At 38.7% G+C, this 26,893-nt stretch carries 21 protein-coding genes; 5 read left to right on the forward strand and 16 right to left on the reverse strand.

Annotation, left to right across the window (positions count from 1 at the left end; translation table 11 throughout):
* Positions 1–3: 3 nt before the first annotated feature.
* Genes kynU through NST91_RS17660 form a run of 3 tightly spaced genes read right to left on the reverse strand, consistent with a single transcriptional unit; the run spans position 4 to position 2,687 of the window.
* Positions 4–1,272: a kynureninase gene (gene kynU, locus NST91_RS17650; RefSeq protein ID WP_445724494.1), complete on the reverse strand. Its 1,269-nt coding sequence runs from the start codon at positions 1,270–1,272 to the stop codon at positions 4–6.
* A 13-nt stretch (positions 1,273–1,285) separates the two neighbouring features.
* Entirely contained in the window at positions 1,286–2,431 is a 1,146-nt protein-coding gene (locus NST91_RS17655) for a GNAT family N-acetyltransferase (RefSeq protein WP_341332181.1), read from the reverse strand.
* A 55-nt stretch (positions 2,432–2,486) separates the two neighbouring features.
* Positions 2,487–2,687 (reverse strand): hypothetical protein, encoded by a 201-nt coding sequence (locus NST91_RS17660; RefSeq protein ID WP_341332182.1) that lies wholly within the window; start codon positions 2,685–2,687, stop codon positions 2,487–2,489.
* Positions 2,688–2,834: 147 nt separating this feature from the next.
* On the opposite strand from NST91_RS17660, the gene NST91_RS17665 reads away from it, so the two are divergent.
* Both NST91_RS17665 and NST91_RS17670 read left to right on the forward strand, forming a co-directional pair.
* Positions 2,835–3,152 carry a hypothetical protein gene (locus NST91_RS17665; RefSeq protein WP_341332183.1) on the forward strand — a complete coding sequence of 106 codons (318 nt, stop codon included), beginning with the start codon at positions 2,835–2,837 and terminating at the stop codon, positions 3,150–3,152.
* Positions 3,153–3,476: 324 nt separating this feature from the next.
* Complete coding sequence (locus tag NST91_RS17670) at positions 3,477–5,045, forward strand: IS1182 family transposase (protein ID WP_341329892.1); 1,569 nt, start codon at positions 3,477–3,479, stop codon at positions 5,043–5,045.
* A gap of 110 nt (positions 5,046–5,155) precedes the next feature.
* Here the strand turns inward: NST91_RS17670 and NST91_RS17675 are convergent, their stop codons facing one another.
* From NST91_RS17675 to mnmH, 13 genes are all read right to left on the reverse strand, one after another.
* Complete coding sequence (locus NST91_RS17675; RefSeq protein ID WP_341332184.1) at positions 5,156–6,406, reverse strand: M20 family metallo-hydrolase; 1,251 nt, start codon at positions 6,404–6,406, stop codon at positions 5,156–5,158.
* A gap of 16 nt (positions 6,407–6,422) precedes the next feature.
* A complete protein-coding gene (gene ald / locus NST91_RS17680; RefSeq protein WP_341332185.1) occupies positions 6,423–7,526 on the reverse strand; it encodes an alanine dehydrogenase in 1,104 nt (367 codons plus the stop codon).
* An 87-nt stretch (positions 7,527–7,613) separates the two neighbouring features.
* Positions 7,614–8,966, reverse strand: coding sequence for an aspartate aminotransferase family protein (locus NST91_RS17685; protein WP_341332186.1), 1,353 nt, complete (start codon positions 8,964–8,966; stop codon positions 7,614–7,616).
* Positions 8,967–8,988: 22 nt separating this feature from the next.
* Positions 8,989–10,455 carry a CoA-acylating methylmalonate-semialdehyde dehydrogenase gene (locus NST91_RS17690; protein ID WP_341332187.1) on the reverse strand — a complete coding sequence of 489 codons (1,467 nt, stop codon included), beginning with the start codon at positions 10,453–10,455 and terminating at the stop codon, positions 8,989–8,991.
* A 171-nt stretch (positions 10,456–10,626) separates the two neighbouring features.
* Positions 10,627–12,234, reverse strand: a complete 1,608-nt coding sequence (locus NST91_RS17695; RefSeq protein ID WP_341332188.1) for a PucR family transcriptional regulator — start codon at positions 12,232–12,234, stop codon at positions 10,627–10,629.
* Positions 12,235–12,408: 174 nt separating this feature from the next.
* Positions 12,409–12,621, reverse strand: a complete 213-nt coding sequence (locus NST91_RS17700) for a hypothetical protein (protein WP_121445227.1) — start codon at positions 12,619–12,621, stop codon at positions 12,409–12,411.
* A 33-nt stretch (positions 12,622–12,654) separates the two neighbouring features.
* Positions 12,655–13,971 carry a solute carrier family 23 protein gene (locus NST91_RS17705; RefSeq protein WP_121445228.1) on the reverse strand — a complete coding sequence of 439 codons (1,317 nt, stop codon included), beginning with the start codon at positions 13,969–13,971 and terminating at the stop codon, positions 12,655–12,657.
* Positions 13,972–14,015: 44 nt separating this feature from the next.
* Positions 14,016–15,491: an NCS1 family transporter gene (locus tag NST91_RS17710; protein ID WP_341332189.1), complete on the reverse strand. Its 1,476-nt coding sequence runs from the start codon at positions 15,489–15,491 to the stop codon at positions 14,016–14,018.
* Positions 15,492–15,609: 118 nt separating this feature from the next.
* Complete coding sequence (gene hydA, locus NST91_RS17715; RefSeq protein ID WP_341332190.1) at positions 15,610–17,028, reverse strand: dihydropyrimidinase; 1,419 nt, start codon at positions 17,026–17,028, stop codon at positions 15,610–15,612.
* A 31-nt stretch (positions 17,029–17,059) separates the two neighbouring features.
* Complete coding sequence (gene preA / locus NST91_RS17720; protein ID WP_341332191.1) at positions 17,060–18,343, reverse strand: NAD-dependent dihydropyrimidine dehydrogenase subunit PreA; 1,284 nt, start codon at positions 18,341–18,343, stop codon at positions 17,060–17,062.
* Between the two features lie 30 nt (positions 18,344–18,373).
* The gene (locus NST91_RS17725) at positions 18,374–19,744 is read right to left on the reverse strand and encodes an NAD(P)-dependent oxidoreductase (protein ID WP_341332192.1); all 1,371 of its coding nucleotides are present in this window, start codon (positions 19,742–19,744) and stop codon (positions 18,374–18,376) included.
* A 299-nt stretch (positions 19,745–20,043) separates the two neighbouring features.
* The gene (locus NST91_RS17730; protein ID WP_341332193.1) at positions 20,044–21,228 is read right to left on the reverse strand and encodes a DUF5667 domain-containing protein; all 1,185 of its coding nucleotides are present in this window, start codon (positions 21,226–21,228) and stop codon (positions 20,044–20,046) included.
* Between the two features lie 168 nt (positions 21,229–21,396).
* Positions 21,397–22,461 carry a tRNA 2-selenouridine(34) synthase MnmH gene (gene mnmH, locus NST91_RS17735; protein ID WP_341332194.1) on the reverse strand — a complete coding sequence of 355 codons (1,065 nt, stop codon included), beginning with the start codon at positions 22,459–22,461 and terminating at the stop codon, positions 21,397–21,399.
* A 479-nt stretch (positions 22,462–22,940) separates the two neighbouring features.
* Here mnmH and NST91_RS17740 point away from each other — a divergent pair, with 479 nt between their 5' ends.
* The 3 genes from NST91_RS17740 (at position 22,941) to NST91_RS17750 (ending at position 26,867) form a co-directional block, all read left to right on the forward strand.
* Positions 22,941–24,050: a CdaR family transcriptional regulator gene (locus tag NST91_RS17740; protein WP_341332195.1), complete on the forward strand. Its 1,110-nt coding sequence runs from the start codon at positions 22,941–22,943 to the stop codon at positions 24,048–24,050.
* 88 nt (positions 24,051–24,138) lie between these two features.
* Entirely contained in the window at positions 24,139–25,551 is a 1,413-nt protein-coding gene (glcD, locus tag NST91_RS17745; RefSeq protein ID WP_341332196.1) for a glycolate oxidase subunit GlcD, read from the forward strand.
* On the forward strand, positions 25,548–26,867 hold the full coding sequence (locus NST91_RS17750) for a (Fe-S)-binding protein (RefSeq protein ID WP_341332197.1): 1,320 nt from the start codon (positions 25,548–25,550) through the stop codon (positions 26,865–26,867). The genes glcD and NST91_RS17750 overlap by 4 nt, the downstream gene beginning before the upstream one ends.
* Positions 26,868–26,893 lie beyond the last annotated feature (26 nt).

Raw genomic sequence — 26,893 nt, forward strand, 5'->3', positions numbered from 1 at the left:
CCTTTACGCTACTACGTCTCGTTCATTTTTAAATTTTTCGTATTGTTTTTCGTCCATTATTGTTTTTAACATCTGAACAACTTTCCAAACGTCCTCATAGGAATTATAAAGGGGCACTGGTGCAAGTCGGATGATATTTGGAGCTCGAAAGTCTGGAATCACTCCATTTTCTTTTAGCGCCTTACAAATTCGTGCTGCTTCCTTATGCTCGAGACTTACGTGACCTCCCCTAATAGAATTATCACGGGGTGAGCCAATCGTGAAACCCATACATGTTAGTTCAGAAGCGATTAGTTCAATTAAAAAATTAGTCAATCCAAGAGATTTACTCCGAATATTTTCAATCCTTGCCTCAGCAAACATTTCAAGTGAACCTAGTAAAGGTGCCAAACTTAATACATGAGGAGTCCCAATTTGAAAGGTCCCCGCATTGCCCGCTGGCGTAAACGTATGTTCCATATCAAATTGCTTTTCTTTATTCGATCCAAACCATCCCGCTAAACCCGGTAATATACCAAAGTGCTTACGATTCACATACAATCCTGCAACCGCTCCAGGCCCACCGTTAAGATGCTTATAATTGCACCAAAAGGCAAAGTCTACATCCCATTCAGAAAAGGAGTGTGGAATCGCACCGATTGAATGACAGCCATCAAACCCGATTAAAATTCCGCGCTTATGCGCTTCATAAGTGAGACGTTGCATATCTATGATTTGACCACTTCGATACAATATGCTGGGCAAAACCACCAGAGCCACCTCATCGGTCATAGCCGAAATGATGTCTTCTTCAGCAATATATCTTCCATCATGACTTTTTACCCTGATAAGATGCTCATCTGGGTTAAGTCCATGAATTTGCAACTGGCTTTGTAGGGCATAAATATCAGATGGGAAATTTAATTCATCTGCAACAATCTTTGTACGTTTCCCTTTTGGCTTATAAAAGGTGGCAACTAATTGATGGAGATTCACCGTCGTTGAACCCGTTACCATCACTTCCTCAGGTGATGCTCCAACAAGCGGAGCAAGTAATTCGCTTGCCTGTTCAGACATATAAAACCAAGGTTTCCTCCCTTGTGTCCATCCATCAATCCCATATTCTTTCCAATCCTCTAATGAACTAAGTAATGTACGTTCTGCCCGCTTTGATAACAGTCCAAGTGAATTACCATCCAAATAGATGGTATCCGGTTTTATATAAAATTCATCACGGAACGGAGCTAACGGATCCTCTCTATCAAGTTTTCTTGCATACTCTAAAGAATTCAAAACAGATTCCCCCTTAAAAGAAATCATACATATATGCAGGACGATTCGGAATCATTTTTTCAAATGCTTCTATTTCAATTTCTGATCCTGCAATCATACCAACTGCAAAAAGTTCGTTCGGACGTTGATGACCGAAGAGGGCCGTGGACAATGCATTAATCGAAAGTTTAATCGCTCCATCTGTGTCGTCGGTAATACGAACCTTGCCATCTTTAATAAGGAATGTTTTTTCATTCCAAGGTGCAAATGGGTCTGTAATTTGAAGCTTAATCATCTCGTTTCCTGCAAATTTGTATTCTTGTAGAAATGACTCTACATCAACAATTCGCACCATAAAATATGGACTCACTTCACGTTTCACGGTCTTTTGTCTCTTTAATGCGAAAAACAATGGTTCTTGTTCATATGAAATCATTTCGAGCTCAGAAATCATTGAATCGTGTTGACATATAAAATTCCATAAGCCTTGTCTGGCCTCGACATTAACAGGGACAAATTCCTCAACCGTCATCTTACTGTCCTTAACTTCATAAAGGACATAACCATTTGGCTTATTTGCTGGATCGTAATAAACCGCAATATTAAGATCATCAACCACGCTTTTCCACCAATCATCCTCCCGAACAAGCATCCCCGAGAATGTAGTTGCATACTGCGCATAGATCTGTTTAAGCTCTTCCAGATTGGCGTTTTCAAATTGATAACGCTTGATTGTACCATTTGCAGGTTCAAACATAGTCAAATCAGCTTGCTTATGAAGCGTTTTAAGGCGATTGCTAAATAGTTCCCAGCCATATTTTCGGTAAAAAGATACATCAAATGGATGCAACATCGAAACGGTAAATCCCTGTGTCCTCATCGTTTCAAGCGCATACGTAAGCAATTCCTTCACATACCCACGTCTTCGGTATTCCGGATACGTCGCAACACCTGCTATTCCACCCATTTTAAACGATTGATCCCCCACATATGTGGAGAGTGGTATGAGATGAAACTTTGCAGCTAACTTATTATTTTCATAGATTCCATAAATTTGATGGTTTTTAAGTTTTTTAGGAACCTCATCAAGCTGTTGTTCTGAAAGCTTATATGTAAATGCATATTCTGATAAACGCACAGAATCTAAAAATTGTTCCTCAGTAAGTCTTTCGATTGTCATAGCCTACCAACTCCTGTTTAGAAAAGAATTAATCTATTTTGATCAATACTCATATTTACTCGCAGCTAACTTCGTCTAGACTAAAGATATTTTTCGCTTCAAATACAACAGTTTCCCCTTTGTCCATACACGCTTCTAAAATCTGTGTGTTCATTTTGTGGTTATCTCTAATTTCTAGTATTCTTACAACACCAAACGTTACAATCACAAGACTCCCAATGATTGCAATGAGGAGATTTCGTTTACTTTTACTCATTACTTCACCCCTTCTTTAGGGTAACATAGTTCCCACATTTTTCAATTTACAAAATGAAATTTCGCAATTTTTGTAAAATTATTTTTGTGGATTTTACAGTTCATCGGGTGTAAGATAGTAACATTAACAATGGGGAGATGGTAGAAAATGAGGAAACGATTCGCTCTAGCCATCATCATGTTTGTTGCGATCATGTCTTTTTCAGCTACAATCGCACATTCCCATGCGTTTAAATCACCCGACATTCAAGAAAACACAGTAACTATTAGCAGTGTTTCAATCGACAATTTTTCTTCCAATGATGATGGTAAACCAAAAATTTCTTGGGTGCTTTTTTCAATCACATCGGGTTTTATCGTCCTGCGAGGTGTTTTTAAAAACATCGAAGTCAACAAAACCTACCGAAAATTTATCTGGATAACACCCATTTTTTATCAATCTAATTATGTGGTAAAAGCTCTTTGATTTTTTTACATCATTATAAAAATCAAGGAGGAGAAAAATTATGTGGTTTAGATTCATTATGATCGGATTATGTTCGTTAACGGTGACTAGCCTGTTCATCTTTCAAGGTATCGAGATTACACAAGCCTTTAAAGATTTCTTTACAAATAAATAAATAAGATAAAAAAGAGGCTGGGACAAAACCCTCCTCTGAACTGAAAAAGCCTGTGAATTTTTACTATGAGTAAAATTTCACAGGCTTTGATTATTTTTAAATAAAAAATAAGGACATTCTTTGTTAAAATTAAGTTACCACACAAAATCCAAACAGAAAGAAGTGTCCTTATGTTTAAAGATTATAACATGAATCAATTAATTTTGCCTTTAGATTTAGAAGTAAAATTACAAAATAATGATATTGCCTTCCATGTCCATCATTTAGTTGAAAGTATCCCGCAAGAAGCATTCGAACCATTTCTTCGAAATGAGGGTTGTCCTGCTTATCATCCACGCATGATGCTTAAAATTATCTTGTGTGCCTACTCGCAATCTGTCTTCTCTGGACGCAAAATTGAAGCCCTATTAAAAGATAGTATCCGTATGATGTGGTTAGCTCAAGGGTATGAACCAAGCTACCGCACAATCAACCGATTCCGTGTTCAATCAGAAGTGAAAGATTTAATTCGCAAATGTTTCGTCCAATTCCGTTGCCAATTAGTTGAAGAAAAACTTATTGATCAAGAAGCTATTTTTATTGATGGTACAAAGATTGAAGCGAATGCGAATAAATTTACGTTCGTTTGGAAGAAATCCATTGAGAAATATAGTGAAAGCTTAATTGAAAAGTCAAACCAGCTATACAACGAGCTACTTAAGAACGAAATCATACCTGAAATTGAACGCGAAAACACCGAACAGTTATCGTTGGAAGAGCTCACTCAATTGGTTCAAAAAGTAGACGAAGTCGTAACCGAGTATGATAAACAAATTGAAGTTACATCAGATGTTTCAGAACGAAAAGCTTTAAGAAGCGAACGCAAATATCCGAAACAAGTACGTAAGCAATTGATTGATTTTGTCTTACGTAAACAGAAATACCAAGAAGACTTAGAAATCTTTGGCACACGTAATAGCTATTCTAAAACGGATCCTGATGCGACATTTATGCGAATGAAAGAAGATTATATGAGAAATGGACAGTTGAAAGCTGGTTACAATGTACAAATCGCAACGGAAGGTCAATACACTCTTGCTTATAGTTTGTTTTCTAATCCAACAGATACACGTACGTTAATTCCATTTCTAGATGAAATCGAGCAGCATTATTTCGAGTTACCGAAACACATTGTCGCAGATGCAGGTTATGGTAGTGAACAAAACTATAATGATATCCTTTCCAATAGAAAACGAGAAGCGCTTATCACTTATAACCTGTATTTGAAGGAACAAAACAAAAAGTTTAAACAAAACATATTTAACCCTGACAATTGGCAGTATGATGAAGAAACAGATACATATACATGCCCTAATCATAAACGTCTTGAGTTTCAATATCATTCTATTCGCACTGACCGTACAGGCTTTGAACGGAAGTTCAAAATCTATGAGTGCGAAGACTGTTCGGGATGCCCATTCCGCTTATCATGTACAAAAGCCAAAGAAGGTAACAATCGAAAACTAATGGTGAATGAAAAGTGGGAACAGCAAAAAGAATACGTAAGAGCGAAGCTTTCAGAAGAGAAAACGAGTGCCCTCTATCGAAAACGCAAAATCGATGTGGAACCAGTTTTTGGATTCTTGAAAGCTAATTTGCGTTTCTCCCGATTTTCTGTTCGAGGAAAATCGAAGGTGGAAAACGAAATGGGTCTAGCTTTAATGGCAGTGAATTTAAGAAAATTCACTGCCAACAACTAAGGTAATAGGAGAGTTTACACGAAAATAGAAAAAGGTGAGTTTGAGCGTGCTCAAACTCACCTTTTTCATTATTCGAAGCTAGTTAATGTCCCAGCCTCTTTTTATTTAGGTTATTTCTGAGCCATTCTTACCGTTGTACGATACAGGAGCTCAGTACCTAGTGAGATATCTTCAAAGGTTGAAAATTCCTTAGGATTATGACTAATTCCATCTTTACAACGGACAAATATCATTCCATATTCACATTCATATGACATGGCTAATGAGTCGTGAAAAGGACCGCTCATTAATTCCATTGGTTCCAATCCTATGCTTTGCATTTCATTGCGCATAATATCTTTGATTCTTTCTGCACAATAACGAGGTTCGCTATTAGTATCTTCTGTAATTTTACTTCGTAGCCCGTGTTCCTCGGTAATTTCCTTAATCTTTTCATGTAATTGTGCCTCAAGCTTGTGACGTCTATTTAAATCAATATCTCTTAAGTCCACCGTAAAACTTACTTTTTCAGGAATGATGTTACGTGAATCCGGGAAAACCCGTAAACTTCCCACTGTACCAACGGTTGGCGCCCCAGGCTCCTGGCTTGCTATCTCGTTGAGTGCTATGATGATTTTTGCAGCACCTACAAGGGCATCTTTCCTCATTGGCATTGGAACGGAACCTGCATGCCCAGCAAAGCCTTCTAATTCAACTGTTAACCATAATGGACCCGAAATACCTGACACAATTCCAACTGGTTTATTCATATTTTCTAGAACAGGTCCTTGTTCAATATGCATCTCAAGGAATGAGCCAATGCTTCCTTTTGGATACTCTGACTCTTTAAATTTTGAAGGATCGCAACCAAATTCAATGAGAGCCTCTCTTCTTGTAACGCCATCTTTATCCTGACGATCTAACTCATCTTCTTCGAGTTTCCCTAGGATTCCCCTTACACCAAATAATCCTTTATTAAAGCGGCAACCTTCTTCATCTGAAAAAGCAACTACCTCAATTGGGCGATTTGGAACTACGTGATTTTCTTTCATTGTTTGAATGACTTCAAGTGCGCCTAATACACCAATTGTTCCATCAAATCTTCCTCCATAAGGCTGGGAATCAATATGCGATCCTAGCATTAATATCGGGGCATCCTGATTTTTCCCTTCCATTCTTCCAATTAGATTTCCAAAGTGGTCAATTCTAGCAGTTAACCCCACTTCCTCCATCCAGCCTTTAACCGTTTCTACCGCTTGCCGGTCTTCCTTAGATAAGGTTAGTCGACACACTCCCGTTTCACCGATTTTCCCTATTTTTGATAACTCTGTAATTCTCTGTTCAAGTCGTTCCTTATTAATGGTTAATGTTTGGATATTCATAGAATCAGCCTCCTATTTAAATAGTGGTTACAAACGGTAGATTATGAGCTCTTGCAACCCCTTCGTAAACGACTTTTCCACCAATCACATTTAGTCCTTTATGCAAGGCTCTATTTTCCGCAAAGGCACGTTCATAGCCCTTATTTGCAACCTGTAGAATATATGGGACTGTTACATTCGTAAGTGCAATAGTAGATGTTCTAGGAACAGCACCAGGCATGTTACCTACTGCATAATGAACGACTCCATGTTTCGTATATGTAGGATTTGCATGTGTGGTAACATGGGTAGCCGTCTCAAATATACCCCCTTGGTCAATTGCAACATCGACAATCACTAACCCTTCCTCCATTAAACGAACCATTTCCTCTGTCACCAATTTCGGAGCTTTAGCGCCTGGAATAAGAACAGCACCAATCACGAGATCAGATTCTGCAACCGCTTGGCCAATCGTAAATGGATTCGACATCAAGGTTGTGATGGAATTTCCAAAAATATCATCTAACTCTCGCAATCTTGTAGCACTGACATCTAATATCGAAACTTGCGCACCAAGGCCCACTGCAATTTTTGCAGCATTCATTCCGACTACACCACCGCCAATAACGGTGACTTTTCCACGACTAACACCTGGTACACCACCTAGTAGAACACCTTTCCCACCTTTTGTTTTTTCAAGAAAAGAGGCTCCAATTTGTGTCGCCATTCTACCTGCTACTTCACTCATTGGGGTGAGTAAAGGAAGGCTTCTATCCTCTAACTGCACGGTTTCATATGCAATCGCAACAACATTCTTTTGGATTAAAGCCTCTGTAAGCTCTCGATCTGCGGCTAGATGCAAATAAGTGAATAATAGTAATCCATCATAAAAATATTGAAATTCCTCTTGGATTGGTTCTTTTACTTTAATCACCATATCGCAAGCCCATGCATCTGCAGCAGTTGGAACTATTCTTGCTCCAGCATCAATATAAAGTTCATCAAAAAAGCCTGAGTTCAGGCCCGCACCAGTTTCAACAAAAACCTCATGATTATGTTGAACCAACTGCATGACACCTGCAGGAGTTAAGGCCACACGATTTTCATTATTTTTAATTTCCTTTGGTACTCCAATTCTCATCTCCATCCACCTTTCTTTTTTCTTGGGAAAAACACCCGCAATCTATTTCATTATGAAAATAGATTACGAGTGTTGGTACTTACCTTTTTACAATTCTTTTAATTCTTCGGTTACTGTTCTAAGAACAAATTCGAGGTCCTCATTGGATATCGAAAGAGGTGGCGCAAGAGTTAACACATTATTGTACCCCGCTACTGTCGCTCCATTTTTACCAATAATTAGTCCCTTTTGTAGACATCCGGCAATCACTTTGTTGACCTGACTTACTTCAAGCGGTTCTTTTGTTTGTTTGTCTTTGACAAGTTCAAGCCCAATCAATAAGCCTTTTCCTCGAATATCGCCTATATGAGGATGATCAACTAAAGCTGCTATCAGGCCATCCTTTAATTTGTCCCCGAGTTCCTTTGAACGGTCAAATAGTTTCTCATTTTCCATAATTTCTAGATTCTTAAGTGCCAATGCACAAGCCGCAGGATTTCCACCAAATGTATTAACATGCCGGAAATAATCATATTCTTCGGACCCTTTAAATGCCTCGTAAATTTCTTTCTTGACGGCTGTTGCAGATAATGGGAGATACGCACTGGTAATCCCCTTTGCCATTGTAATGATATCTGGTTTAACACCATAATTCATAAATCCAAATGGTTTACCTGTTCGCCCGAATCCACAAATAACCTCATCAACAATTAGTAGTGAACCATGCTTTTCACACACTTCCTTTACACCAGCCATGTAATTATCAGGTGGAACAATGACTCCACCACCAGTAATGATTGGTTCCATAATCACACCTGCTATAGTTTCACTAAGCTCCCATGTCATCACACGGTCTATCTCCTGTACAGACTTTAAATCCGATACTTCTGCATCCACCTTCTCATCAGATCGGTATAGGTCTGGTGGCGATACATGAATGAAGCCTGGTGCGAGTGGTTCATATTTATATTTACGCTGCGCTTGGCCAGTTGCGGCTAGAGATCCCATGGAATTACCATGGTAAGCACGATATCGAGAAATAAATTTGTAACGAGAGTGTTCTCCTTTTTGCTGATGGTATTGTCTAGCCAATTTAAAGGCTGTCTCATTTGCTTCCGACCCACTATTAGAGAAGAAAATAACATACTCGTCTCCTAACATTTCATTAAGCTTTTCTGCAAGTTGGATTGCTGGTTCATGGCTTTGTGTTAATGGATAATAGGCCATTTGCTTTAGCTGTTCATATGCAGCATGTGCTAACTCTTCTCTTCCATATCCCACATTTACACACCAAAGCCCTGACATTCCATCAAGATACCGTTTCCCATTATGGTCTGTCACCCATGACCCTTCTGCTTTCGTAATGACTAGCGTAGAATTTGGATTATATGGTTTCATGCCATGCCATACATAATCCTTATCCTTTGTTAAAAGGTCTTCCCCTTGCGTAACCTTCGTCATACCGCTTCCCTCCTCATCCAAATTAGTAATCAAATCGGGATGTAATCATCTTTTTGCGCGTATAGAAATTTACTCCATCTTTACCATTCACATGGAGGTCGCCATAGAATGAATCTTTCCAACCAGAAAATGGGAAAAAGGCCATTGTAGCTGGTACACCCACATTAATGCCAAGCATACCCGCTTCTGCTTCTTCTCTGAATTGTCTTGCTGCCCTAGCATCCTTTGTATAGATGGTCGCGCCGTTCCCAAATCGGGACTTTTGAATATATTCAAGACCTTCGTCTAAATCCTTGGCACGTAATAGGCTTAAAACGGGTGCAAAGATTTCTTCTTTAGCAATCGTCATTTCTGGGGTTACATGGTCAAAAATGGTTGGACCCAAAAAATTTCCTTCTGGCATTTCATCCATTTCTTTTCTGCCGTCTCTAATAAGTTGCGCACCTTCTTCAAGCCCTTTTTCTACATAACCAAGTACTTTATTTAGATGTGACTCGCGGATAACAGGTGTTAAGAGCACCTCATCATCCATTCCATTTCCAATCGTGAGACGATCTGCAGCATCCTTTAACGCAGATACAAACTTTTCTCCATCTCCTACAACGACAACGGCACTACAAGCCATACATCGTTGCCCTGCACTACCAAATGTTGAGCTTATGATATTGGCTACTGCTTTTTCCATATCTGCATCTGGCATAACAATATGATGGTTTTTTGCACCTGATAAAGCTTGAACGCGTTTCCCTTGTTGCGCTGCACGTTCATATACATATTTCGCAACTGGCTGTGAGCCTACAAATGAAATTGCACTGACATTTGGATGATCTAACAAACCATTTACAACATCATGTGCCCCATGAACAACATTTAAAATGCCGTTTGGTGCACCCGCTTCTGTAAATAATCTAGCAAGCTCATTAGCTAGCATTGGCGTCCGCTCTGATGGCTTTAAAATAAACGTATTTCCACAAGCAATTGCCAATGGGAACATCCACATTGGGACCATCATCGGGAAATTAAATGGAGTAATTCCTCCTACTACTCCTAATGGATATCGGAACATTTCAGAGTCTATATCCTCTGCAATGTTTGATAATGTCTCACCCATCATTAAAGTAGGTGCACCTGCTGCAAATTCAACACATTCAATCCCTCGTAGAACTTCACCATGTGCCTCTTTATATGCTTTACCGTTTTCTTGGACAACAAGTCTTGCTAGTTTTTCATGATTCTCCATTAATAAATAGTGATATTTGTATAAGATCCTTGCCCTTTTGGGAACAGGAGTATTTTTCCATGTTTTAAATGCTTCTCTAGCCGCTTTTACAGCTAAATCTACATCTTCCTTTGAAGAAAGCGGCACACGTACTAATGTTTCTTTTGTTGCTGGATTGGGTACCTCAAGTGATTGAGTTCCAAGGGCGTCCACCCATTCCCCATTTATATAATTTTTCAGAACAACTGTTTCATTTTTGACTACTGACATTTTTTGTACAGCCTCCTTTTTCGTATTTCAATATTCGTTAATCCTTAACCTATATGTAAATTATCCCTCATAATGAAAATGCTTTCATTAGACATTCTGTAAAATAACTGCTTGTTATTTTTCCACATTATGAATACTCTTTGCACGAAAAAACCCACTAACTCTAGTGGGCTATAAAACTTGCTTTTTCTCTTTTAGTTGATTTGATGAAATTAAAAACTCATATGATAAAATCATAAATTCAATCGCGAGCCGTTTTTCGTGATTCATAAAGTCTGAGCCTAGTAGCTTTTCTAGTTTTTGAATGCGGTGATATAATGTTTGCCTTACTACAAATAAACGCTTTGCCGTTTCTTGTTTCGAGCCGTTACATGATAAATAGGTTTTAAGTGTATCCATTAGTTTTCCATTATATTTTTTATCATATTCGATTACCGGCTCCAAATACTCTAATACAACCTCCTGCAAATCGATATGTCTGTTAAGTAACGAAATAAGCCTAAAAATATGTAAGTCATCATAAAAATAGCTTTGGGCTGGTACCGACATACGGTTTTGAATTCGAATTGTTTCTATCGCAGTTTGATAGCTTTTATGTAGATCTGTGAGCTCTTCTATAAATTTTCCAACGCCAAGTATCGGTTTGACTTTGTCATTACCTAGTTGTGACTCAGAGTCCATTAATCTTTGGATTCCATCTTGGACTCTCGCTTTCCACGTCACATGATTTCGTTCATTGAGAAGGATAAAAACAATTGTGTTTCTTTTATCTGCTACGTAAAGGGAAAAACCCTGTTGTTCAAAAACGGCACGGGTAAACATTTTGAAATAAGTTAAATCACTTGTGGAATAATCTTCAATGGAATCTATTTTACAAATACATACAACCGCTCCTTTTGGTTTACTAGTTGAAGTAAGAGCTAGATAGTCTTTTATCGATTCTTCGTTTTGTTCACCTTCCAACCAATCATTGATCCATTCTGTTTCTTCTACTTTATGTTTTTCCTCTACATAAAGATTACGAAGAAAAAGCTGTGCAAGGGCAGTTGCAGTTCGATCCAGAATGAGTTGATCAAATTCGGTTAGCTCTCTTTCCTCCGAAATGATTGCAAGTTCTGCATAGCTTTCACCTAGCAAATGGATCGGAATTTTGGCTATATAAGTCGAATCTTCAGTCTGGGATTGCAGGTTTTCTAGTAGTTTCTTTCGTTTTTGCTCGGTAGCTTCTGGAATAAATTGAGTTTCCCTGTTCGTAAAGAGGATAATTACTTGGACTTGGAGATAACTTCTAATAAATTTAAGAATTTCAACATAATGATCGATGGTTAATAATCGTTTATTTAATGCCTGTGAGTAACTTTCAAGATTGGAAATCATTTGATATTGGCTGTTAATAAGTAGCCCATGAATATCTTGCGTGATTTCAACAAAAGGTACTTCCTTTAAAAAAAGGATTATTGGAAATTGGGACTTGTTTGCGAGTTCAATGATTTCTGGTGGGATCGATGAGGTGTATATTCCTAATTCAATACAAATACCTGCTGCCTGCGAATCAATTAATTGCTCAATGACGGAGATAAATTTCTCCTTATTATCCCTCCAAGCAACACCGGTTGAAAGAATTAATTCATTTCCATTTAAGAGATTCTTAATATTAACAATTTCAACAACGTGGACCCATTTTACTTGTCGCCCGAGTCCCTCTTTACCTGCGATAACTTTAACACTTTCAAAGTTCTTTCGACTTAAAATATCATCAACTGTAATATATGATTTCAATCTACAGCTCTCCTAAATTGAATTTTCAGATTAGTTCCATTATACGCGATAACTTGTCAGTAAAGGAGTGTTTTTCCAAATATTTTTATACTTTCCTGTTAAATGGCCCAAAAAAGCCAGTACCCTTCCACTGGTACTGGCTTTCAACTATTTTTATATTGGAACAAAAAAACATTATGCACCTTCCTTTTGTTGCTTAATAAGCATTACCGCAAAATACTTACGACCTTCTGGGGTGATAATGTGTAAGGTTTCTTTTTCATCTTCTTTCTCAAAATCTACAAACGCTCCGCTAAGGTTTTCTATTACATTAGTGATTTTATAGCCTTTTTGAAGGAAATAATCCACTTTGTCTCTCTCTTGCAAAAATACTTGATACTCTGACATGTACTGACACTCCTTTGTTTAATGTTTCAGGTACTATGCAGTCGTTTCTCTATCGATATCAGCCTCATACATATTGGTGTCTTCTTCGACAGTCCCTCCAGGTAGAGCCCAATTTAATAACACGCCCAAAATAGCTGAAAGTGCCATCCCATGTATTTCGAAGTTAGCTGAAAACTTCATAATGGCTCCACCGATTCCGACAACTAAAATAACGGATGAAATAATGAGGTTACGCTTATCACCCAAATCTACTTTACTATCAACAAGCATCCGTAATCCAGATGCAGCGATAATCCCAAATAAAAGGAGAGATATGCCACCCATTACTGCTGTTGGTATTGAGCTAATGAGAGCTGTAATTTTACCGATAAACCCAAATAGTATCGCAAACACTGCTGCCCCGCCGATAACAAAGACACTAAACACTCTCGTAATGGCCAATACACCAATATTTTCACCGTACGTCGTATTCGGCGGACCTCCCATTAATGCTGCTAGCATTGTGGCAAGACCGTCTCCCATTATCGAACGATGTAAACCTGGCCTTTGAATGAGATCTTTTTGAACGACTTTACTTAACACCATTTGGTGTCCAATATGTTCAGATAATGTGACAATTGAAACAGGTACCATGAGTGCAATAATACTTAGGGTTACAGTAGGAGAATAATGAACAAATGGAAAAAGAAAATCAGGTACTTCGAAAATTTTTGCAATCTTAACACCGGATAAATCCACTAAGCCGACAATGGCAGCATAAATATATCCTCCAACTATTCCAATTAAAACGGGAATTAAATTTAAAAAGCCTTTAAGGAAAATGGAGCTTAAAATAACAATCGCTAAGGTCACTAATGCAACTGTAAAATGAAGGAGACTATATTCACCATTTGGGTTATTCATTGCCATACCAACTGCTGTCGGTGCAAGGCTAAGTCCAATTACGATAATAACTGGCCCAACAACTACTGGTGGAAGTAATTTAACTAGCCATTTATGGCCTGTAGCTTTAATAACTAAAGCAACAATCCCATAGACTAGACCGGCTAGAAAACTTCCAATCATTGCTGCACCAGGACCATCTGCTGCTGTTGCCGCAATGATCGGGGCAATAAATGCAAATGACGAACCAACATATGCTGGAACTTGACCTTTGGTTATAATCAGAAAAGTGAGTGTCCCAATTCCACTTGAAATAAGGGCTACACCTGGACTCAAGCCAACGAGATACGGAACTAAGATGGTTGCACCAAACATGGCAAACAAATGCTGGATGCTTAAAATCAAAAACTTACCTGGTGGCGGTGTCTCGTTTATCCCCAAAACAACCTTCGAATCTTCACTGCTCATACCAAATCCCCCTTTGCTTTTGCTATTGTTGGAATTGTTTAAAGCTATCTCTTTAAGTCAACAGTTGTTTTATTAATGACATCAACGATTTCATTCTCAGAGATTTCCCAATCACGTCCTACTGTAATTCCTAAGTATTTCTCATCGTCTGGGTCAACAATTTCTGCTTGAGTAAACTTTTGAAAATACCAATATTTCGCTAATACATAGTAAATAACTGCTCCTACGCCAAAGCCTACAAAGAAAGAGTAAGCAGAAAAGAAATAAGCGGCAGTTCCTCCGATTACCCAAGCGATCATACCAGCCCAGTTGACTCCATTTGAATACCTGTACTGCCCCTCACTCTCATAAAGTTCTGGAACATTAACCCTTCTCTTTCTTAAAACGTAATAATCAGTAAATAAAATCCCTACAATAGCTGAAAGAATTCCCCCTATTATTAAAAGTGCTGGAATAATTACTCCAAATAAATTCCAAGGCTGAACAACAATTCCTACAATCCCTGCAGTAATAACCCCTGCCCAAAATGGAAATTTAGGCCCTCCCACGTTTGAAAAGATTGTTGCAGCAGGTATTACATTAGCAGATGTATTTGTTGACCATTGTGCAAGTACAATCATTAATAAAAGGATAACGAGTACAATTCCTCCTGCTGCTTCCTGCAATGCAACAACAGGGTCATAATTTAATACAGCAAGGTATGCAACTGCACCAATGATAATCATAAATAAGTTAACAAGTGGCATAACAACTACATTTCCTGCAATTTGTGCCTTGTTTCGTTTTAACCAGTTCCTCTCATACTTTGGGGCTTTAAAGAACCTGGATAATGAGGGCATGTCAGCAGCCAGCGTTGCCCAAAAGCCCATGTTTGCCATTACGACAACCATAAAAGCAGTTATTGCAGCACCGCCAGAAACTGGACTTTCAACCCATGTCCAAATATCTCTACCTTGATCAGCTGCTTTCCCTGAAAGGGATATAAACATCCATATCGAGATAAGAATGATGATTGGAGCAGCCAAATCTGCAAATCTCTCAATTGCTTTGATCCCAAGGGCAGTGTTTACTAACTGAAAGGCTGCAAATAAAATAAAACAGACGAACCAGTTATCAAACCCTACGAGAGTATTTAATATCGCATTCATAGCTGTTGCACCAAAATAGGTATTTATACCAAACCAACAAGAAGCTGTTACACCACGTACTATTGAAGGTATATGAGTTCCGATTGTACCAAAAGGAGCCCTCATATAGACCGGAAACGAGAGCCCATGCTCAACTCCAATATCGCCAATAAACGTCATGAAAATACCAATTAACACTGAACCTATAATTGTTGCAACAATTACCCAACCAAGAGGTAAATGCTTAATGCCGTCTCCTCCAATTGCGAATGCCGCTAGTAATATCGCCATGCCTACCCAAATTACGGAGAAACCAAACGCACTTATCCTTCTAGCCCCATGCCCTATTGGAAACAAATCTGGAGATTTCAGATAATTACTGCTTTTTTTCATTCCAACACCCTTCCCGAAAATTATTTTAAATATTCTGAATTACATCAGCGTATATTCACCTCATTTCCTCATTTCAAATGGAGGAAGGAGTTATACTCCCTCCTCTTTAACCCAGGAATTAAATTGTAGTCGTTTTATCTTTTACAACTTCGTAATTTTCTCCGTACTTTGCACGTTTAATAAATTGACCTGCTCCTAATTTTCCAACAAACCTCTTATCACGGATAACAAATTCTCCTCTAGAAAGAACGGATACTGGTTCTCCGGTAAATTTCATTCCCTCAAATGCACTGTAATCGACTGCCATATGGTGAGTCTCGGCAGATATTGTTCGCTCGATATTCGGATCAAAAATGACAAGATCGGCATCAGCACCAACCGCAATCGTGCCTTTCTTTGGGTACAACCCAAACAGTTTAGCCACTCTGGTAGATGTTAGATCGACAAATTGATTAAGTGAAATTCTTCCCTTTTTGACACCTTCTGAGAAAAGCACTGTTAAGCGGTCCTCAATCATTGGACCTCCATTAGGAATTTTCGAGAAGTCACCTAACCCTAGCTCTTTTTGTCCTTTAAAATCAAACGAACATTGATCTGATCCAAATGTTTGAAGTTGTCCGGTTCTCAGTGCATTCCATAACACCTCTTGGTTCCACTTTTCTCGAAGTGGAGGAGACCAAACGTACTTAGCTCCTTCAAAATCTGGCTTTTCTAAATAGGTTTGATCAAGTACTAAGTATTGGGGACATGTTTCTCCCCACACATCAAATCCTTTTTCTCTTGCTGCTGTGATTGCTTTTACTGCATCTGCACAAGTAACATGAACAACATAAAGTTGAGAATTTGCAAGTCCTGCGAAGGTCGCAGCCCTTTCTGTAGCTTCCCCTTCGATTTCCTGTGGTCTTGTTAACGCATGATAGATTGGATCTGTTTTTCCTTCAGTTAAAGCCTTTTTAACAAGATAGTCAATTACGTCACCATTTTCAGCATGAACCATGACCAGTGCCCCTAAATCTTTTGCCACAACTAAAGTTTTAAATAAAGTTTCATCATCTGCCTGAAGCACATTTTTGTACGCCATAAATACTTTAAAGGATGTGATTCCTTCATTTTCAATCACGGATGGAAGCTCATTTAAGACAGCATCCGTTACCTCTCCGATAGAGAGATGAAATCCGTAATCAATTACTGCTTTCCCTTTTGACTTCTGATGCCATGTTTGAATGGCATCCTTTAGAGGTTTCCCTTTATTCGATAAGCAAAAATCAATAACCGTCGTTGTTCCTCCAAAGGCAGCTGCAATTGTTCCAGTTTCAAAATCATCTTTAGAGACTGTTCCTCCGAACGGCATTTCTAGATGAGTATGCGGATCAATTCCGCCTGGAAAAACATAGCATCCATTTGCATCAACTACATCTGCACCTTCAGTCGAGAAATTTCTCCCAATTTGACTAATCACACCATTTTCCACAAGAATTTCTGCTTGATACGTATCTGTTGCTGTTACAATTGTTCCATTCTTGATTACTTTTTTCATCCAAAGTCCCCCTCAAAGAACGAAATAGCTTTTATTTTACAGAGTCAATTTTACAACTAACTGCACCGAGTGCCGCCTGCCGCTCATTCCATGTCATTGGAGGTAATCCACTTGGTACTTCAACCATATCAATTGCCCCATCAACAGGACATACAATCGAACATAAATTACAGCCGACACAGTCTTCCTCCCTTACCTTTAAAATGTTGTAGCCATTTCCATCCTTAAGCATGTCGATACATTGATGGGATGTATCTTCACATGCAATATGACATTTATTACAGTTAATACAAACATCATTATTGATCCGTGCTACAATTTTATAGTTAAGATCAAGGTCACCCCAGTCAGAATATCTCGGCACTGTTTTTCCGACGATATCCATAACTGAAGCAATCCCTTTTTCATCCAGATAATTTTCTAACCCTTCAATCATGTCCTCAACAATCCTAAAGCCATGATGCATTGCTGCGGTACACACCTGAACTCCTGAGGCTCCCATCAACATATATTCAACTGCATCTTGCCAAGTTGAAATTCCACCAATTCCTGAAATTGGAATGTTGATATGAGGACTTCTTGCACATTCCGCAACCATATTAAGGGCAATCGGCTTTACAGCTGGACCACAATATCCACCATGCGCACCTTTACCCCCAACATGTGGAATTGTATTCCACGTATCTAAATCAACTCCTGCTAAACTATTAATTGTATTAATCATACTGATGGCATCGGCTCCACCTCTAGTAGCAGCCTCTGCAGTAGCCGTGATATCTGTAATATTAGGAGTAAGTTTCACAATAACCGGTGTTTGCGCAACTTCTTTCACCCAATAGGTTTGTTGTTCTACCAGTGAAGGTACCTGACCCGATGCAGAACCCATTCCTCTTTCAGCCATACCATGTGGACATCCAAAATTAAGTTCTAGTCCATCTACACCTACTTCTTCCACTCTCTTTACGATTTCATGCCACTTTTCCTGTTTTGGTTCAACCATTAGTGAGGCAATGATTGTATGATTGGGAAAGAGCTTTTTCGTTTCTTTTATTTCTTTTAAATTCACCTCTAATGGACGATCAGAAATTAATTCAATATTGTTAAACCCCGCTACTCGTTGCCCATTAAAACTAACAGCTCCAAATCTGGAGGTGACATTTAAAATGGGGTCACCTAATGTCTTCCATACTGCTCCACCCCAGCCTGCATCAAATGCCCGTTGCACTTGGTAACCAGAATTTGTTGGGGGAGCAGAAGCCAACCAAAATGGATTAGGGGATTCTATACCTGCTATATTTATTCGTAAATCTGCCATTGATAAGCCTCCTTATCACCTTTTAGTTTTTTACACAATATCGGAAACTGCACCGAACATGACCTTGTGAATCGCATATGCTGCATCCTTACCTTGCTGTGCGGCTGAAACTACCATTGCTTCTCCTTGGCCCTTTCCAAAGATCACATCGCCACAGGCAAATACCTTTTCATTCGATGTTTGGAGGGTTTCTTGATTAATTTTCACAACTCCACCATCATGCTCAAGACCGAATTGTTCTATAAGCTCTGTATATCTTGTTTGACCAATGGCTTTAATCACCGCATCAACCACTAAGATGAACTCAGAGCCCTCAATTGGTACAGGACGTCTCCGCCCATCTTTACCCGGCTCACCAAGCTCCATTTTGATGCATTCAATTGCTTTCACACGTCCTTGTTCGTCACCAACGATTTTCTTAGGCGCTGTTAGCCATCTAAATTCAACACCGTCCTGTTTGGCAAATTCATATTCAAAATCATAGGCAGTCATTTCTTCAACCGTTCTTCTATAAAGGATTTTTACATTTTCAGCTCCTAATCGGACCGAACATGTCGCTCCATCAATAGCCGTATTACCTGCACCAATGACAACAACCTTCTTCCCTAAGAATTGGTCTGAAATTGGCTTTGTTTTGGTTTCCTTTACAAAATCAATGGCATCAAATACTCCATCCAAATCTTCACCATCAATACCAAGTGAAGGTACTTTTGACATCCCAATTGCTAGAATCACAGCATCAAAGTTAGTAAGAATTTCATCTACCGAAATATCCTCTCCAACTCTAGTATTGGTTTGGATTTTTACATCTAAGCTTTCTACCTGCTTAACCTCCCAGAATGAAATGTTCTGTGGAAGCCTAAATGAGACAATTCCGTAAGTGTTTAAACCTCCAGCATTTTCCGCTGCCTCAAAAATAGTAACATCGTAACCGAGTAATCCTAGTTCTCTTGCTGCCGAAAGACCAGCAGGACCACCCCCAACAATTGCAACTGTTTTTCCATTTTTCTTTCCTGGTTCGAATAGTACCTGTTCATTTCGTATAGCCCAGTCTGTCGCGTATCTTTGTAAGTTACCTATCATGATAGGTTTTGTAGAACGATTTAAAACACATGCTCCTTCACAAAGTTCCTCTGTTGGGCAAACACGAGCACAACTAGCACCGATAGGATTTGATTTCATTATCGTTTTTGCTGATCCTTTTATATTTCCAGAAGCGATTTTTTTAATAAAGGTAGGGATATCAATACCGGTAGGGCAAGCAGTAATACAAGGGGCGTCATAGCAATAAAGGCAACGATTCGATTCTTCAATGGCTTCGCGGTCAGTTAATCCAGGGTTCACTTCATTGAAATTCATTTTTAAATTCTGATAGGATATTCTTGTGTTTGAAAGACTCATAGATTTACCTCCTTTATATAGTGGAAGTTGCAATATCTTAAAGCCACAACATTGCAACTAAATAAACCTATAGATAGAAAGCGTTTTCAATAAATAATAGTATTAACTGCCCTTATTTATGACTAAGCTAGAGCAGTTGTCCGAAAAATACGAACTTTATGTCTATTTTACTTATTACCTAGTATGATTGCATTATACAGAGTGTTAAAAGATAAAAGTTGTTTTCTACTCATAATGTAAAAGACAAAAAGGAAGAAATCGATTTGATTTCTTCCCTTGAATAAATAATTCGTTACATATTAGTTTTGTCCGTTTCCGTTTTTGCCTTGGCTGTTACCATTGCCTTGACCTTTACCGTTGTTACCTTTGCTTTGGCCATTGTTTTTGTTCGCATGATTATTATTTTTGTGTTCTTTTGCTTCTTTTTGTTTTTCAGTCTTATTAACTTGTGCTTGTTGTTTTTTCTCTTGTGACTTTTCAAGAGCTTGGTCACGCTTTTCGTTTACTTTTACTTGTTTCTTCTCTACTACTGGAGCAGCAACTACTGGTTGTACATCTGTTTCAGTTGTTTCTTCCACTACTACTGGCTCAACAGCTACTTCTTCCTCAACAACTGGTACTTCAGTTATTTTTTGGATCGCTTCATTTTTATGCTTAGCTTCAAACTTTTCAGACTTTCCCTCAAGTTTTGCAAGCTTCTTATCTAATTTTGCAAATGATTTTTGAATATTTTTCATTAACGCTTTTTGAGCAGTTGGATTTTTAACATTTGCTAGTGCTGCCGTTAATGCGTCAATGTTATTTGCAAGCTTCACTTCAACTTCTGTGCCTTCATCTAAATCAACAGTTATTTCTTCTTCAGTAACTACTGAATCTTCTTCTGTTTTTTCTTCTTCAACAGAATCTTTTTCTGTAGCTTCTGTTTCTTCGTCAGAAACCTCATCCGATTCTGGTAGAGTTTCAGTTGCAGCTTCTTGAGTTTCAATTGCTTTTTGAAGTAACTCTTCAGCTTCTTCTGTTTTACCTTCAACTAATAATGCATTTGCTTCCGCGATACGCTCTGCAGCGAAATCAGCTAGAAGTTTTGCTTCCTTGTAATCATCCACTGTTACTGCAAGACGTACTTTTTCAATCATTTGTTTTACAAAGTAAAAGAAATCTCCAGGTACTAAAGATGGTGTTTCTTCAGCTTGAACTTCCTCCTCAGTTGACTCTTTTTCAGTGCTTTCTCCATTTTCATTTGATTCTACATCTTCAGTAGCTTCTTCCTCTGCCACTTCTTCGCCAACGTTTTCTTCTACAATCTCTTCTTTAGAAGCCCCATAGTTTACTGGAATTTCTTCTACAACCGTTTCTTCCGCAACAACTGTATCTTGCTCAGTTCCTTCCTCATTTGCAAAAGCGGCTGGTGTTGCTAATGATAAAATAAGTGCGGATGCTACTGTGCCACTTACAATCGTTTTCTTGAAATCCCGTTTCGTCATTTATGTGATCCCCCTATTTATAAATTACGTTAAAAGCAATTCGACGAAAGCTGACAAATATATGTCCGTTTATCACTTAAAAAGTAATAGATGATTCATAAGTCTATAGAAATGTTAAAAGATTGCCAAAAGACCTAGTGCAATTGGCACTAGGTCTTAGTTACTCCATTAGGACTTTGTTGGTGACTTTAACATTTTTTCTGTAATAAGCTCTTTAATTAATTGGGTAGCTTCTTCTACTTTTTTCACATGCAGTACTTTGCTTCGGTCCTCTGGTATTTGTTCTGCTGTGAAGTGATACCTTGGATCATAATAATATTCTAATAGTAGTTTCACGGCTGAATGATAATCTCCGGATTCAAGATCTTTCTCGATTTGTGTTGCAATTGGAGTATGAATTCTCCTTTTGATGCGTTGGAAGGCAGCCATACAATCGTTTGGAAACTCCCATGGACGGTAATCTTCTAAAATGTTTAACACGCGCTCCTCCATCGGCAGGTCAACAAAAATATGGTATCCTTCTTCCTTTAATTTCAGTAAAAAGTCAGGTAGAGTCGCACGTCCAACACGTTTGCTTTCTGCCTCCAACAATACATATGGTGATTTTTTTATCTGCAGAATCCGTTCTACAAGCATCAAGTCAAACACTTTTTGGTTATGTGGCTGCTTCCCAATCATCCCAAAAACCGAACCACGATGGTTTGCCATCCCTTCTAAATCAAGAACAGGATATCCTTTACCTTGAAGCTCATTTAAAATTTTTGTTTTCCCGGAGCCTGTGTATCCATTAATGACCAAGGCCTTTGGTTTAAAATCGGTGGCAACCTCTTCTAGTTTTTCTACCACCCATTCTCGATACCCGCGAATTCCCCCAATAAGTCTTTTCGAGCTGATTCCCATTAAATCAATAAGGGTTGCTGATGTTTTACTACGCATTCCTCCGCGCCAACAGTAAACAACCTTTTCATCTTCAGGGAGTTTCGAAAACTCTTTTATAAAATTAGGAAGCTTGGCAGAAACAATTTCAAGTCCTTTTTCCTTAGCTGCGTCTGGACTGATTTGTTTGTAAACTGTTCCAATTTCTGCACGTTCTTCATCCGTAAAAATGGGGATATTTACACTACCAGGTATATTCGATTCAGTAAATTCAGAAGGGGAACGCACATCAACAATGGCTATCGGTTTCTCCTTCTGTAATTCCCGTAATTCATCAACAGAAATATCTTGAAACATCTATTTTCTTCCCTTCTATTATATGTTCAAATTGGAGGTTGAAAAGGACCACTTCAGCGATGGCGCCACGTCCTGTGGCGACGCCGACACTAGCACATCCTGTGCGTCGAAAGTTCGAGGCGGCGCAGTTTTGAGTAGTGGAACGTATGTTACTGATACGTGAGCAGACGATTTTGAACGCCGTAAAAGTGGTTTTCTTTTCCAAGGAACGGAAAAAACAAGCCAACGAGCTTCCACAGGATGTGGTGACTTCGAAGTTCGACACAGGACGTGTCGGTAGTTAGTCGAAGTTCCTCTATCGAAGTGTCAATTTTCACCGGACTATTTGAACATCCCTTCCAAAGTGTCTATCTACACTATTTCCACATTCTCTCTCTCCTATTATAAAACAGAATAACTTCTTTAGCTTTAAAGATGCAATTACATTATTTTTTTGAAATGATAGAATGAATATAATGATTGATTTCGGAGGAATCTTTATGCTTATACCATCCCTTGCTAAAAAAATTATTAAAGAAGTACGTAGATTAATTGATGAAGATATTATTATCGTAGATATTTCGGGAACGATTATTGCAAGTACGGATTCAAGTCGAATCGGAAGTTTTCACGAAGGTGCCCTCCTTTCAAGTAGGGAACAAAAGAAAATGATCATCACAAAAGACTTGGAAAATCACCTAAAAGGGGTAAAGGCAGGCATCAATTTACCCATTCTTTATCAGCACAATGTTGTTGGGGTAATCGGTATAACCGGAAACCCTGAAAAAGTATCCTCATACGGGGAGCTCTTGAAAAAAATGACGGAGCTCTTAATCCAAGAGAGCTATTATGCTGAGCAAATGGAATTAGAGTCTCGAGCACTTGAAACCTTTGTGTTTGATTGGCTTCACATTAATGAAAAAACCCCAGAGTTTGTTAAGCGTGCAGAGCATTTGAATATTGATCTTAATCTTAAACGTCAAGTGGTAATGGGCTTCATTAAGAGTGAAACAGAAATTCCACTCCGGGATATATCCAATCACCTGCAACAAAGTCCATTTTTAACAGAGAATGAAATTTTTGTCAGATGGGGAAATGAACGTTTCCTACTCCTTTTAACTGACCGTTCAAAAGAGCAAACACAAAACATTCTTCAATTAATTAAAAGAAATTTAGAAGATAGTTTTACTGTAAAGATATCGTTTGGAGTTGGGAGCGAGGAACCCTTACTAAAAAGATCTTTTGAGGAAGCTGAACGCGCTCTTAAAGTTGCAAAACGGAATGACTCTATACAATTTGATGAAGAACTCATTTTAGAAATGCTTGTTCATGAAACTAGCGGACATGTGCAGTCGGAATATGTGAGACGTACCATCATTAAGCTCTTAGATAAGGATCGAACACTAGTTAAGACGTTAATTGAATTTATTTTAAATAATCAGTCCATCAAAGAAACTGCTGAGTCTCTTCATATTCATGTGAACACTCTTTCTTATCGTTTTGATAAAATAGAAGAGCACACCGGCTTACATCCAAAGAACTTTACAGATTTAGCAGCACTTTATCTGGGGATATTACTTTTGGATAAATCTATAAAAATTTTTGATTAACGCCACAAATATTTGTGGATTTCTACATAGCGGAAATATCCGCTTTTTTTTATGCTTATACATAAGAAGATTTTTTGGAGGCGTTCTCATGATTGATACAAAAGCAAAACAGCAATTTATTAAAATTGTCGGACCTGAAAATTACGATGATTCAAAAACAGGTCGACTTGTGTATTCGTATGATGCGACACCACAATTCCAGTCGATGCCGGATGCAGTGATTTCTCCTCGAAACAAAGAGGAAATATCCGAAATCGTCAAGGTTTGTAATGAATACAAGATTCCAATTGTCCCTCGCGGCTCAGGGACAAATCTCTGTGCAGGTACTTGTCCAACTGAGGGTGGAGTAGTCCTTCTTTTTAAACATTTAAATAGGATACTAGAAATTGATGAAGAGAATTTAACAATCACAGTCCAACCTGGGGTAATTACTCAGGAGGTGACAACTGCTGTAGAGGCGAAGGGTTTATTTTATCCACCAGATCCTGGTTCGATGAAAATATCAACAATTGGAGGCAATATCAATGAGAATTCCGGGGGTTTGCGTGGCCTTAAATATGGGGTAACACGAGATTATGTCATGGGGCTAGAGGCTGTATTGGCGAATGGTGAAATTATTAAAACCGGAGGAAAGCTAGCAAAAGATGTTGCTGGATATGACCTCACTCGCCTCTTTGTCGGCTCAGAAGGCACACTTGGTATCATTACCGAAGCCACGCTTAAGCTCATTCCAATGCCTGAAACGAAAGAAACAATTCTTGCCCTTTATCAGGATTTGGAGTCGGCAGCAAAATCGGTTTCAAAGATTATTGCAAGTAAAATCATCCCAATTACCTTAGAATTCCTTGACCAACCTACTCTTGAAGCGGTCGAAGCCTTCGCAAAAATTGGACTTCCAACCGATGCAAAAGCAGTCCTTCTCATTGAACAGGATGGTCCTGCAGAAATAGTAAAACGAGATATTGCTAGAATCAAAGAGATTTGTAAGGAAGAAAATGCAGTATCTGTGAAATCTGCGGAATCTGAGGAAGAAGCAGAAGCCTTACGTACAGCAAGGCGGGCTGCACTTTCTGCTCTTGCACGCTTAAAACCGACTACCATTTTGGAAGATGCAACTGTACCACGTTCTGAAATTGCAAACATGGTAAATGCAATTGGTGAAATCGCAAAAAAATACGACTTGAATATTTGTTCCTTTGGACACGCCGGAGATGGAAACCTACACCCTACTTGCTTAACAGATGTTAGAGACCGTGAAGAAATTGAGCGCGTTGAAAAGGCATTTGAAGAAATTTTTAAAAAGGCGATTGAGCTTGGCGGTACAATTACGGGTGAACATGGTGTCGGCGTAATGAAAGCACCCTATCTTGAAATGAAGTTAGGTGCTGCAGGGATTGCAGCGATGCAAGCGATTAAAACGGGGCTTGATCCTAACAACATCATGAATCCAGGCAAAATGTTTGCAAAGGATTCTAGAAAACGTGTGGTGGTTTCAAAATGACAACGATTCAAGAGCAACATAAAATCCAAAAAGAATTCCAATCACGGATGGACCAAAATGAATTATTAAACTGTATGCGTTGTGGGTTCTGTCTTCCTACCTGCCCTACCTATATCGAATCCGGCTATCAAGAATCTCACTCACCAAGGGGCAGAATTGCATTAATGAAGGCAGTTGTAGACGGACTTATTGAACCTGATGAAGACTTTGAAAAATCACTAAATATGTGTTTGGGCTGTCGAGCTTGTGAACCAGTTTGTCCTTCAGGCGTCAATTACGGGCACCTTTTAGAAGAAGCAAGGGATATCGTTCATCAAAATAAAAAGCATTCGCTACCTGTGAAAGCTGTAAGAAGTACGGTTTTTGAAGGTCTCTTCCCTCATCAAAATAGGATGCGTACGTTAACAGGTTTACTTGGAGTCTACCAGCGCTCTGGCATGCAAAAAGTGATTCAAAAAAGTGGTCTTTTGAAGTTTTTACCTGATAGCTTTGCGACAATGGAACGCGTACTTCCTGAAGTGCCATCCTTAAAGGAACTAAAGAACAGGCCATACCATCTTGAACCAATTGGTGTACGAAAGAAAAAGGTCTCCTTTTTCACAGGATGTTTAATGGATACGATGTTTATGAAAACAAATGATGCCACCATGAAGCTTCTTCAATTGGCTGGTTGTGAGATTGTCATCCCAAAAACACAGGCTTGTTGTGGGGCCTTACATGGACATAGTGGCGAGAAAAACAAAGCAAAGGAACTGGCGAAACAAAATATTGCGGCATTTGAAGAGATAGAAGCTGATTATATCATCACAAATGCAGGCGGCTGCGGTGCATTTTTAATCGATTATGACCACTTACTAAAAGATGACCCCCAGTGGGCAGAACGAGCGAAAAGTTTTTCGAATAAGCTGAAAGATATTTCATCTGTTTTGGTAGAATTAGAGTTTCATAAAAAAGATCTTTCCCTTCCTGCACAAGTTATCACTTACCAGGATTCATGCCATTTGCGAAATGTAATGAAGACGGCGTCTGAGCCTAGAACGCTACTTCAATCTATTGATGGCGCAACTTATATGGAAATGAAAAATGCGGACAGCTGCTGCGGCTCTGCTGGCATCTATAATATTGTAGAGTCTGAAATGTCGATGAAAATATTAGATTCAAAAATGAAAAACGTTAAAGATACACAAGCCAAAACAATTGTCACAGCAAATCCCGGTTGTTTGCTACAGATGAAACTTGGCATCGAACGGGAAGGTTTGTCGGAACAAATCCGTGCTGTCCATATTGTTGATTTATTACTTGAATCCATTGAATAAGATAAAAAAGAATCGTCTTGGTAATC

The organism is Ferdinandcohnia sp. FSL W7-1320 (genome assembly GCF_038050315.1).
GTDB classification, from domain to species: domain Bacteria; phylum Bacillota; class Bacilli; order Bacillales; family Bacillaceae_L; genus Ferdinandcohnia; species Ferdinandcohnia aciditolerans.